The organism is Nocardioides sp. P5_C9_2, assembly GCF_054049555.1.
The window spans coordinates 1-10,917 of record NZ_JBFUMD010000074.1 but is presented as its reverse complement, the minus strand read 5'-3'; the positions used below and the strand labels follow the sequence as shown (position 1 = coordinate 10,917).

Genomic DNA, 10,917 nt, shown 5'->3' with positions numbered 1-10,917 from the left:
CGAGTACGTCGAGCAGCTGGACGCGCCGCCCACCCCCGCCGAGCTGGCCACCCCGTGGCGCCACCTGTTCAACCCGCTGTGGATGCGCGAGCCGCGGGTCCGGGTGGACCGCGACATCGCGTACGCGACGTACGGGCGGCGGGGGATGCTCGACATCTACCGTCCCGCCGACGGTGACACCACGAAGGCTCCGGTGCTCCTCCAGGTCCACGGCGGGGCGTGGATGACCGGCCGCAAGGACCGGCAGGCCATCCCGCTCATGCACCACATGGCCGCCCGCGGCTGGGTCTGCGTGGCCATCAACTACCGGCTCTCGYCGCGCGCCGTCTTCCCTGACCACATCGTCGACGTGAAGCGGGCGATCGCCTGGACCAAGGAGCACATCGGCGAGTACGGCGGCGACCCCGACTACATCGTCATCACCGGCGGCTCGGCGGGCGGCCACCTGTGCGCCCTCGCCGCGGTGACCCCCAACGAGGCCGAGTGGCAGCCCGGCTTCGAGGAGGTGGACACCACCGTGCAGGCGGCGGTCCCGCACTACGGCGTCTACGACTTCGCCGGGTCGACCGGCCTGCGCAGCGCGGTCGGGATGCGCGACGCCTTCCTGGCGCCGCGGGTGCTGAGGACGACGTGGGAGCGCGACCCCGAGAAGTTCGAGGCCGCCTCCCCCATCCTGCGCGTGGACGGCGACGAGCCCGACTTCTTCGTCATCCACGGGGCCAGCGACACCCTCGTGGACGTGGGCCAGGCCCGCGCCTTCGTGGACCGGCTGCGGGAGGTGTCGAAGAGGTCGGTGGTGTACGCCGAGCTGCCGGGCGCCCAGCACGCCTTCGACACGTTCCCCTCGATCCGCTCCGCGCACGTGGTCCGCGCCATCGACCGCTACCTCACCTGGCACTGGAACTCGTGGCGCGAGGGCCGCCCGGTCGACGCCGGCGCGGCGCCGGGCGACGAGCCCGGCACCGGCGGGTAGCCACCACGATCAGGCGCTGATGAGGCCCACGTGGTTGCCGTCGGCGTCCGCCACGATGGCCACGACGGTCGAGCCGCCCACGCTGGTGGCCGGGGACACCACGGTCCCGCCGGCCTCGACCAGCCTCGCGACGCCGGCCTCGACGTCGTCGGTGGCGTGGTAGGCGGTGGGGCCGACCATGCCCGAGGCGTGGCCGTTCGGGTTGAGCCCGATCTCGAGGCCGTCGAGGTTGAAGCCGACGTAGTAGGGCGTCTCCGTGTGCGGCTCGGCGCCGAAGACGGTGCGGTAGAAAGCAGTCGCCACGGCGACGTCCTTCACGGGGATGACGATGGAGCTGACGGTCATGGGGTCCTCCTGCTGCGTGGTGCTGGATGGTCTGTCGGGTGGTTGACGAGCGGGCCGGCGCTGGTGTGACAGGTCACCCGAAGTCCGCGACGATCCGTTGCTCCGCACCGTCCACGGTGACCGCCCCGCCGTACGGCAGCACGACCTGGGGTGAGGTGTGGCCGAAGTCGACGTCCATCGCGACCACCAGGTGCGGTGCGTAGTCGGACACGGCCCGCAGCACCGCCTCGTGGTACTCCCCGCGACGGGTCGAGGCCTCGTCCGGCGTGGGGGTGTGGTCGTGGTCCCCGACGGGCGGCCGGGCCCACAGCAGGGCGGCGGCCGCCCCGAGGATGCCGCGCTCCCCCAGCGCCCGCAGGATCCGGAAGCACTCCTCGGGCTCGGGGCGCTCCTCGGAGGGCTCGAGCAGCAGCACCGCGCCGGCGTACGACTCCCCGGGCATCATCCACCGGCCGACCTGCATGGTCTCGGCCACCGACTCCAGGCAGCCGCCCCAGGTGCGTCCGGCGACCCGGGAGGCGGGTCCCGACCAGGTCCACGGCTCGGCCGGCACGTCCGGGGCCGGCTCGGTCAGCACGTCGGGAGCGTCCCAGCGCAGCCCGACGTCGCGGGTGCGGTCCACCACCGCGACCTCGTGGGTGCCGCCGAAGAGGGCCGCCCGCAACGAGGCCAGGTGGACCGGATCCACCGCCGGGCCGGGACCCAGGTGCACCTGCGTCGAGCCGCCGTACACGGACCCGATGCCGTGGTCCCAGAGCCAGTTGGCGAGGTGCGTGTTGTCGCTGTAGCCCAGGAAGCGCTTGGGGACGGCCGTCATCCGCGCCGGGTCCAGGTGGCGCAGCACGGTCACCTGGTCGTCGCCGCCGATCGTCGCCATCACCGCGCCGATGTCCGGGTCCTCGAAGGCGGCCATCAGGTCCTCGGCCCGTTCGTACGGCGACCCCTGGCGGCGGGTGGTCGGGTACTCGACCGGCTCCAGGCCCAGGTCGCGGACCCGCTGGAGGGCCTGCTCGTGGACGGCCGGGAAGTGGGCCGGGGCGCACCACGACGGGGACAGGATCGCCACCCGTCCCTCGGACGGCACGGGCGGGGGCAGGCTCACGGGATGGCTCACGCCCACTAGTGTCTCCCCGTGTGAGCGCCCGTGTGACCACCCCCGAGGACCCGCCCGCAACCACGTCCGCGGACCCGTCCGGGATGCCCGCCGACCTGCTGGCCCACGCGCGATCCGCGAAGGGCTTCATGCCCGAGGACGAGGGGCTGCTGCTGCACCGGTTGGCCCGCGAGCGGCTGCCGCACGGACCGGTCCTCGAGGTCGGCACCTACTGCGGCAAGTCCGCGGTCTACCTCGGCGCCGCCGCCCGCGAGGTGGGGGGCGTCATCGTCACGGTCGACCACCACCGCGGGTCGGAGGAGAACCAGGCCGGCTGGGAGCACCACGACGCCAGCCTCGTCGACGAGGAGTCCGGCCTGATGGACACCCTGCCGGTGTTCCGCCGGACCATCGAGCGGGCCGGGCTCGAGGACCAGGTCGTCCCCGTGATCGGCAAGTCGACGACGGTCAGCACGCTGTGGCGCACCCCCCTGTCGATGCTCTTCATCGACGGCGGGCATGCGGAGGAGCACGCGCAGAACGACTACACCGGCTGGGCGCCGTGGCTGATGGCCGACGGGCTGCTCGTCATCCACGACGTCTTCCCCGACCCGGCCGACGGCGGGCGACCGCCGTACCACGTGTTCCTGCGGGCGCTGCAGAGCGGCGACTTCGTGGAGGTCGAGGCGCTGGGGTCGGTGCGGGTGCTGCGGCGGTCCTCAGGAGACGCCGGCGACCCGGTCCGCTGACTCGCAGCCGCACTCCAGCGCCAGCTCGGCGAAGTCCGGGGCCAGCGAGGTGCCTCGCATGATGTCCGAGCCGGGGCTGCGGTCGGTGAGGGCGTCCACGGCGAGCACCACAGCGGCCGCGGTGTAGGTGGTGTGCTCGACCGGCCAGTTCACGTCGTCGGGGAAGACGTAGCCGGTCCAGTAGCGGCCCTCCTCGGCGCGCAGGTGCTGCATGTCCCCGAGCAGCCGCAGCGCCCGGGGCCGGTCGCCGAGGGCGTCCAGGGCCATCACCAGCTCGCAGGTCTCGGCGCCGGTGACCCACGGGTTGCGCGAGACGCACCGGATGCCCAGGCCCGGCTCGACGAAGGTGTCCCAGCGCTCCGCGATGAGGGCGCGCCCGGCGTCCCCGCGGACCGCCCCGCCCAGCACCGGGTAGTACCAGTCCATGGAGAACTCGGACTTGTCCAGGAACAGGTCGCGGTGGCGGCGCAGCGCGTGGCCGAGGCGACCGCCGGCCAGCTCCCAGCCGGGCTGCGGCTCGTCGAGGAGCTCCGCGAGCGCGACGCCGGCGCGCAGGCTCTGGTAGATGCTCGACGACCCGGCCAGCAGGGCGTCGGCGTTGACCCGGTCGGGACGTCCGTCGCGCCACTCCTGCGACCACGCGATGCCGCCGAACGGCAGCTGCATCCCGACCACCCAGTCCAGTCCCCGGCGCACCACGGGCCACATCCGACGCACGAAGCGCGCGTCGCGGCGTACCAGCCAGTGGTGCCAGACCCCGACGGCGAGGTACGCCGACATGTTGGTCTCGCCGCTGTGGTCCTCCACCTCGCCGGCGACGAGCTTCATCGGCCACGACCCGTCGGGCCGTTGGGTGCGGGCCGCCCAGTCGTACGCGCGCTCGGCGGCCTCGACCTCCGCGCCCACGACGAGCGCCATCGCCGCCTCGACGTGGTTCCAGACGTCGGTGTGCTCCCCGACCGTCCAGGGGATCGCGCCGTCCTGCTCCTGCATGGCCGCGATGGAGGCGGCCGTCTGCCGGAACTGGGCCGCGGTCAGGACGTCGGCAGGTGCCCCGTCAGCCGACATCGGGCTTGCGGAAGTAGAGCACCATGCTCTTGCCGATGACCGGGTCGAGCACCCGGCCCGCGACCTGCAGCGCCTTCGGGTTCTTCATGATCTCCCACACCAGGAGCCGGTGGTACGCCTTGGCGAGCGGGTGGTCGTCGTTGCGGACGCCGACGGCGCACTTGATCCACCAGTACGGCGTGTGCAGGCCGTGGGCGTAGTCCTTGCCCTCGAACTCCATCCCGGCCTTGGAGACCTTGTCGACGAGCTCCTTGTCGGTGTAGATCCGGATGTGGCCGCCCGGGGTGTTGTGGTAGTCCTCGGACAGCTTCCAGTTGACGATCTCGGGGAACCACCGCGGCACGCTGACCGCGAGCGTGCCGCCGGGGCGCAGCACCCGCACGAGCTCGTGGATGGCCTGGATGTCGGCCGGGATGTGCTCGAGGACCTCCGCGGCCACGATCCGGTCGAACTCGCCGTCGGCGAAGGGCAGCGACAGCGCGTCGCCCTCCTTGACGTCGGCCTCGGCACCGATCGGCACCTCTCCCGCGTCGCACATCGCGGCGAACCACTCGCGCACCGTGGCCAGCTCGTCGGGGTCCTGGTCGAAGGCGATGACGTCCGCGCCGCGCTTGTACATCTCGAACGCGTGGCGACCGGCTCCGCRGCCCATGTCGAGCACGCGCTCCCCCGGGCGGAGACCGAGTCGGTCGAAGTCAACGGTCAGCACGGAGGTCCTCCTGGGTGGTCGCGAGCGACTGCTCGGCACGGTGGCTGTCGATGGTGTCCTGGTACGCCGCGGCGGTGGCCTCGGCGACCGCCCGCCAGGTGAAGAGCCGCTGCACGCGGCGGCGGCCCGCCCGGCCGAGTCGCTCGCGGCGCTCGGGGTCGTCGAGCAGGGCGGCCAGGGCGAGCTCCAGCTCGCCGACGTCTCCGGGCTCGACGAGCACCGCGCACTCGCCGTCCTCGCCGACGACCTCGGGGATGGCCCCGGCACGCGAGGCCACCAACGGGGTCTCGCAGGCCATCAGCTCGGCGGTGGGCAGCGAGAAGMCCTCGTAGAGGGACGGGACGCAGGCCACCTCGGCGGACCCCATCACCTCGACGAGCTCGGCGTCGCTGACCCCGTTGACGAAGGTCACCGAGTCGGCGATCCCGAGCCGGTCGATGAGCTGCTCGGTGCGTYCGCCGGGCTCGGGGCGGGTGACCAGGACGAGGGAGACATCGCGCTCGGTGCGCAGCTTGGCGAAGGCCTCGAGCAGGGTGGCGATGCCCTTCATCGGGGCGTCGGCGCTGGCCATGGCCAGGATCCGACCGGGGACCCGCGGTGTCGTTGGTGGCACGAAGCACTCGTCGACGCCCAGCAGCACCGTGCGCATCCGTGCGGGGTCGACGCCGAAGTCGCGGGCGATGTCGCGGGCGGAGGTGTCGGAGGGCGTGACGATGGTGCGTGCCTGCCGCGCCACCTTGGCCTGCATCCTCAAGAAGCCGTACCAGCGCCGCAGGCTCAGCTTCTTGCGCAGCGTGGGGGCGGCGGCGATGTCGATGCGGCGGTCGAAGGTGATCGGGTGGTGGATGGTGGTGAGCAGCGGCAGCCCCATCCTCTCGATGTCGAGCATCCCGTAGCCGAGGACCTGGTTGTCGTGGGCGACGTCGAAGTCGTCGAGCCGCTCGCGCAGCACGCGGGACACACGCCGGGAGAACGTCTTGGGCTCGGGGAAGCCGGCGGTCCACATGGTGAGGACCTCCTCGACGTCGATCAGGTCGCGGATCTCGCTGGGCCGCGGCGTCCGGAACGGGTCGGGCTCGCGGTAGAGGTCGAGGCTGGGCACCTTGGTCAGCCGCACGCCCTCGTCGAGGTCGGGGTAGGGCTGCCCCGAGAAGACCTCGACCTCGTGGCCGAGCCGGACGAGCTCGCGGCTCAGGTGCCGGACGTAGATGCCCTGACCGCCACAGTGGGGCTTGCTGCGGTAGGACAGCATGGCGATGCGCACGCGAGGCGACCTTTCTCGAAGTGGAACGTGTTCCTATCATGGCGCACGTGGCCAACGACGACCCGACATCGCCCGTCCAGCGAGAGCGCCGGACCCGCATTCTGGACGCCACGATCGCCTTGGCCTCGCGCGGCGGCTTCGAGGCAGTCCAGATGCGCGCCGTCGCCGAGCAGGCGGACGTCGCCCTCGGCACGCTCTACCGCTACTTCCCCTCCAAGATCCATCTGCTCGTCTCCGCCCTGGCGCGTGAGTTCGAGCGCGCCGATGCCTCGATGGCCAGCAACCCGGTCCCCGGCGACACCGCTGCGGACCGCGTCGTCCACGTGCTGCACAGCATGACCCGCGGTCTCCAGGACGACCAGCACCTCACCGAGGCCCTCACCCGGGCCTTCATGTTCGCCGACCGGTCGGCCGCCTCCGAGATCAACGCCGTGGGCGCGCTGCTCGTGCGCATCCTGACGGGCGCGATGCGCGGGGACGGCGACCCCGCGCGGAGCGCGACCGACGACGAGCTGGCGATCGCCCGCGTCGTCGGGGACGTGTGGCTGGCGACACTGATGGCCTGGGTGACCGGACGCAACAGCGCCGACGAGGCGTCGGCACACCTGGAACGCGCGGTCCGCCTCGTCCTACGCTGACCGCCACCACCCCTCTCGACTCCCCGCCCTTCGGAGGCACCGTTGAAGCTCCTGCTCACCTCTGGCGGCATCACCAACCCGAGCATCCGTTCGGCCCTCGTGGAGATGCTCGGCAAGCCGGTCGAGGAGTGCCACGCACTGGCCGTCCCGACGGCGCAGTGGGGTCACCCGAAGTGCGGGCCCGCCTCCGTCCGGCGCATGGTCGCCGCCGAGCCCGTCTACCGGCACTTCACCGGCCTGGGCTGGGCGTCGCTCGGCGTCCTCGAGCTCGCCGCGCTGTCCACGGTCGGCGCCGAGCGGTGGGTCCCCTGGGTCCGTGACGCCGACGTGCTGCTCGTCGACGGCGGCGACGCGACGTACCTGTGCCACTGGATGCTCGAGTCCGGGCTGGCCGACCTCCTGCCGTCGCTGCCCGACACTGTCTGGGTGGGCATGAGCGCCGGCAGCATGGTGATGACGCCGCGCATCGGGGCGGACTTCGTCGCGTGGTCGGCCGCGCCGGACGACCGCGGCCTCGGCGTGGTCGACTTCTCGATCTTCCCGCACCTGGACGCCTTCCCGGGCAACACGATGGCCGACGCCGAGCGGTGGGCCGCGGACCTCGGCAACCCGGCGTACGTCCTGGACGAGCAGTCGGCCATCACCGTCGTCGACGGCCAGGTCGAGGTGGTCTCCGAGGGGCGGTGGAGGCACTTCGACTGACGGCCGACGGGCGGGGTCAGGCCTCGCTGGAGTGCCCGGGGAACACGTGGGCCGACGGGTCGATCGCCACGGCCGCGTTGTTGACCGCCGTGGCCGCCTCGCCGAACCCCACCGCGATGAGCCGGACCTTGCCCGGGTACTCGGTGATGTCGCCGGCGGCGAAGACCCGCTCCACGTTGGTGCGCATCGCGCTGTCCACGACCAGGTGCCGCTTCTCGGTCTCCAGCCCCCACGACTGGAGGGCCCCGAGGTCGGCCACGAAGCCCAGGGCGGCGACCACCGCCTGGGCCGGGCGCACGACCGGGTCCTGCCCGTCCACGGTGATCTCGACCTCCGCGACGTGGCCCCCACCGTCCTCGTCGCTGCCGCGCATGGCGGTGACCTGGGCGCGGGTGATGATCTCGACGCTGGAGTCGCGCACGGCCTTGACGGTGCGCTCGTGGGCGCGGAAGGCGTCGCGGCGGTGGACGAGGGTGACCGAGGCGGCCACCGGCTCGAGGTGCTGCGCCCAGTCGAAGGCGCTGTCGCCCCCACCGACGATGACCACGTCCTTGCCGGCGTACGGCGCGAAGGAGGGCACGAAGAACTCCACGCCCCGCCCGACCCAGCCCTCGGCCGCGGGCAGCGGGCGGGGGCTGAACTTGCCGATCCCGGCGGTGACGAGCAGCGCGCCGGCACCGATCTCGGTGCCGTCGTCGAGGCCGACCACCACGTGCCCGTCGCCGTGGGCCAGGGTCTGGGCCGTCCGGTCGAGGAAGTACTGCGGGTCCGCGGTGGCGGCCTGGGCCACCAGTCCCTCGACGAGGTCGCGGCCCTTGATCGTCGGGAAGCCGGCGACGTCGAGGATCGCCTTCTCCGGGTACATCGCGGTGATCTGGCCGCCGAGCTCGGGCAGCGAGTCCACGACGGCGACGCGCAGACCGCGGAAGCCCGCGTAGTAGGCGGCGTAGAGCCCCGTGGGGCCGGCTCCGATGATGAGCAGATCGACCTCGGGCACCCGGTCACTCCTTCGTCGCCGTCAGGACGCTGACAACCTAGCCGAGCGCCGTGACCCCTGCCACGGTCCAACGCCCGTCCTGGCGGACCAGCGTGACGACGAGCCGGTTGCGCTGGACACGACGGGCACCGGTAGCGCCCGAGGTGGTCTCCTGGTTGGCGAAGACCAGCACCTCGGCACGCGAGTCGGTCGCGGACACCACGGCGGAGGACACGGCGGTCGCCTCCTGGTCGATCCGGTTGCGGACGGTGTCCGCGCGCACCCGCCGCATGGCCGCGGCGTACTCCTCGGCGAACGCCGGCGTCATGCCGCGCCGGGCGGCGGCGACGTCGCCGTCGAAGGAGTCGTGGTGGTAGGTGAAGACCTGCTCCCCGGCATGTGCGGCACGATCGAGCAGACGGGAGCGCGAGCCGGCATCGGCGAGGACGGGTGCCGTCGCCCCCTGCGGGGCCGGGGACTCGCCGGCGTCGGACACCTGGAGGATCGCCAGGGCGGCGAGGACCACAGCGGTGACGGCGAGCACGGCGGTCAACCACGGGCTGGCGAGCGCGGAGCGCGGGGAGGTCTCGTCCGGCACGTCAGTTCACGAACCTCAGGCCGTCGGTGAGCCAGCGGCCCCCGTCCTCGACGAGGTCGACCTCGATGCGCCACGGGACGGTACGCCGTTCGCTGCCGCCACCGGCCGCCCTGCTGGTGACCTCGGTGTCCGCGGCGACCAGCACGGTCGCGGCGCGCTCGGTCCAGCTGCTGAGCCCGACCCGGAGCAGCGTGACGTCGGCGGAGGACTCCCGGCGTCGGGCCTCGGCCCGGATCGTCCTCAGCTGGGGGGCGAACTGACGCCGGAACCGTGGGGTCGTGCCCTCGAGCATCCGCTCCAGCTGGGCGTCGACGTCCGTGTGGTCGATGTCGAGGAAGGAGCGGACCTGCGCGGCCCCGGCCCGGGCGGCGGCGTCCTGCGCCACGGCCACCGTGTCGGTCGCGGCGGCGGGGGCGGCGTGGTCACGCACGGCCAGCGTCGTCAGCACGGCGGCCAGGACGAGCACCAGCCCGGCGAGCCCGACGTTGACACGGACGCTCACGCGGCGCCGCTCGTCACTCGGGTCATGCACGCATCGTGGCAGGTGATGAGTCCGAACGGGCGGCGCCGGACCGGATCAGTCCTCCCACCCCTCCGGCCGAAGCCTGGCCGGGAGCCGGGAGACCACCAGACGGTAGGACTCGTCGACAGCCTCGAGGAGCTCGTCGTCGGGGATGGTGCCGCCCAGGGAGAGGTCGTTCCACCCGCTCCGGCCGATGTAGGCCATCACCGAGGCGGCCTCCGGGTAGCGGTCGAGCCACTCGTCGGCGGCCTCGCGGGTCGCCGCGGCCTTGATCCCGACGCTGTCCCGGCCCAGGAACGCGAAGATCTTGCCGCGCTCCCCCGCACCGACCTTGTAGACCGGCAGCTCGTGGCCCCACGGGTTGTCGGGCCACGCCCCGGGCTTGGTCGCGCAGTGCGCCTCGAGGTCGGTGGCGTCCACTACTTCGTGGCTTCCATCATCTGGCGGAGCTCCTTCTTGAGCTCGCTGATCTCGTCACGCAGCCGGGCGGCCACCTCGAACTGGAGCTCGGCCGCCGCGGTCTTCATCTGGTCGGTGAGCCCCTGGATGAGCTCGGCCAGGTCGCTCGACGGGATGCCGGCGGTGTCGGGCAGATCCGAGTGCAGCCTGGACAGCGACGGGGTCGGCGACTTGGCCTTGACCCCGCCCGCGCGGCCCTTCTGGCCCACGTCTGCCCAGGTCTGGAGCAGCTCCTGGGTGGTCTCGTCCTCGCGGGCGAGCATCTCGGTGATGTCGGCGATCTTCTTGCGCAGCGGCGTGGGGTCGATGCCGTGCTCGGTGTTGTAGTCGACCTGGATCTGGCGGCGCCGGTTGGTCTCGTCGATCGCCGACTCCATGGACGGGGTGATCTTGTCGGCGTACATGTGGACCTGGCCGGAGACGTTGCGGGCCGCGCGGCCGATGGTCTGGATGAGCGACTTGTCGGAGCGCAGGAAGCCCTCCTTGTCGGCGTCGAGGATCGCCACCAGCGAGACCTCGGGCAGGTCGAGGCCCTCGCGGAGCAGGTTGATGCCGACCAGGACGTCGTACTCCCCGAGCCGCAGGTCGCGCAGCAGCTCGATGCGCTTGAGGGTGTCGACCTCGGAGTGCAGGTAGCGGGTGCGGATGCCGGCGTCGAGGAGGTAGTCGGTGAGGTCCTCGGACATCTTCTTGGTCAGGGTGGTGACCAGGACCCGCTCCTCCTTCTCGGAGCGGGTGCGGATCTCGTGGATGAGGTCGTCGATCTGGCCCTTCGTGGGCTTGACCACGACCTCGGGGTCGATGAGGCCGGTCGGGCGGA

General features: G+C 72.4%; 14 protein-coding genes. 4 read left to right on the top strand and 10 right to left on the bottom strand.

Annotation, left to right across the window (positions count from 1 at the left end; translation table 11 throughout):
* Positions 1–973, top strand: a 973-nt coding sequence (locus tag ACXJKL_RS05830; RefSeq protein WP_457206118.1) for an alpha/beta hydrolase fold domain-containing protein, incomplete at its 5' end; no start/stop codon positions are given.
* Between the two features lie 9 nt (positions 974–982).
* Here ACXJKL_RS05830 and ACXJKL_RS05825 read toward each other — a convergent pair.
* Positions 983–1,318: a VOC family protein gene (locus tag ACXJKL_RS05825; protein WP_457206117.1), complete on the bottom strand. Its 336-nt coding sequence runs from the start codon at positions 1,316–1,318 to the stop codon at positions 983–985.
* Positions 1,319–1,391: 73 nt separating this feature from the next.
* The gene (locus ACXJKL_RS05820; RefSeq protein WP_457206116.1) at positions 1,392–2,432 is read right to left on the bottom strand and encodes an LD-carboxypeptidase; all 1,041 of its coding nucleotides are present in this window, start codon (positions 2,430–2,432) and stop codon (positions 1,392–1,394) included.
* 20 nt (positions 2,433–2,452) lie between these two features.
* Here ACXJKL_RS05820 and ACXJKL_RS05815 point away from each other — a divergent pair, with 20 nt between their 5' ends.
* Entirely contained in the window at positions 2,453–3,160 is a 708-nt protein-coding gene (locus ACXJKL_RS05815) for a class I SAM-dependent methyltransferase (RefSeq protein WP_457206115.1), read from the top strand.
* On the opposite strand, the gene ACXJKL_RS05810 is transcribed toward ACXJKL_RS05815, so the two are convergent.
* Genes ACXJKL_RS05810 through ACXJKL_RS05800 form a run of 3 tightly spaced genes read right to left on the bottom strand, consistent with a single transcriptional unit; the run spans position 3,131 to position 6,201 of the window.
* On the bottom strand, positions 3,131–4,228 hold the full coding sequence (locus tag ACXJKL_RS05810) for a prenyltransferase (protein WP_457206114.1): 1,098 nt from the start codon (positions 4,226–4,228) through the stop codon (positions 3,131–3,133). The two genes, ACXJKL_RS05815 and ACXJKL_RS05810, sit on opposite strands and share 30 nt — an antisense overlap.
* The gene (locus ACXJKL_RS05805) at positions 4,218–4,937 is read right to left on the bottom strand and encodes a class I SAM-dependent methyltransferase (RefSeq protein ID WP_457206113.1); all 720 of its coding nucleotides are present in this window, start codon (positions 4,935–4,937) and stop codon (positions 4,218–4,220) included. The genes ACXJKL_RS05810 and ACXJKL_RS05805 overlap by 11 nt, the downstream gene beginning before the upstream one ends.
* Entirely contained in the window at positions 4,924–6,201 is a 1,278-nt protein-coding gene (locus ACXJKL_RS05800; protein WP_457206112.1) for a glycosyltransferase family 4 protein, read from the bottom strand. Before ACXJKL_RS05800 ends, ACXJKL_RS05805 begins: the two co-directional genes overlap by 14 nt.
* 47 nt (positions 6,202–6,248) lie before the next feature.
* On the opposite strand from ACXJKL_RS05800, the gene ACXJKL_RS05795 reads away from it, so the two are divergent.
* A complete protein-coding gene (locus tag ACXJKL_RS05795) occupies positions 6,249–6,839 on the top strand; it encodes a TetR family transcriptional regulator (RefSeq protein WP_457206111.1) in 591 nt (196 codons plus the stop codon).
* Positions 6,840–6,881: 42 nt separating this feature from the next.
* A complete protein-coding gene (locus tag ACXJKL_RS05790; RefSeq protein WP_457206110.1) occupies positions 6,882–7,541 on the top strand; it encodes a Type 1 glutamine amidotransferase-like domain-containing protein in 660 nt (219 codons plus the stop codon).
* Between the two features lie 16 nt (positions 7,542–7,557).
* On the opposite strand, the gene ACXJKL_RS05785 is transcribed toward ACXJKL_RS05790, so the two are convergent.
* From ACXJKL_RS05785 to ACXJKL_RS05765, 5 genes are all read right to left on the bottom strand, one after another.
* The gene (locus tag ACXJKL_RS05785; protein WP_457206109.1) at positions 7,558–8,538 is read right to left on the bottom strand and encodes an NAD(P)/FAD-dependent oxidoreductase; all 981 of its coding nucleotides are present in this window, start codon (positions 8,536–8,538) and stop codon (positions 7,558–7,560) included.
* A 37-nt stretch (positions 8,539–8,575) separates the two neighbouring features.
* Positions 8,576–9,115 carry a hypothetical protein gene (locus ACXJKL_RS05780; protein ID WP_457206108.1) on the bottom strand — a complete coding sequence of 180 codons (540 nt, stop codon included), beginning with the start codon at positions 9,113–9,115 and terminating at the stop codon, positions 8,576–8,578.
* Position 9,116: 1 nt separating this feature from the next.
* On the bottom strand, positions 9,117–9,617 hold the full coding sequence (locus ACXJKL_RS05775) for a hypothetical protein (RefSeq protein ID WP_457206107.1): 501 nt from the start codon (positions 9,615–9,617) through the stop codon (positions 9,117–9,119).
* Between the two features lie 75 nt (positions 9,618–9,692).
* Entirely contained in the window at positions 9,693–10,058 is a 366-nt protein-coding gene (locus ACXJKL_RS05770) for an MmcQ/YjbR family DNA-binding protein (RefSeq protein WP_457206106.1), read from the bottom strand.
* Positions 10,058–10,917: helicase-related protein (locus tag ACXJKL_RS05765; RefSeq protein WP_457206105.1), on the bottom strand; the 860-nt coding region annotated here is incomplete at its 5' end. The genes ACXJKL_RS05770 and ACXJKL_RS05765, both read right to left, overlap by 1 nt.

Excerpts from the sequence above, each read along its gene's own strand:
- ACXJKL_RS05825 (WP_457206117.1), bottom strand. The coding sequence starts at position 1,318 with ATGACCGTCAGCTCCATCGTCATCCCCGTGAAGGACGTCGCCGTGGCG.
- ACXJKL_RS05810 (WP_457206114.1), bottom strand. The coding sequence starts at position 4,228 with ATGTCGGCTGACGGGGCACCTGCCGACGTCCTGACCGCGGCCCAGTTC.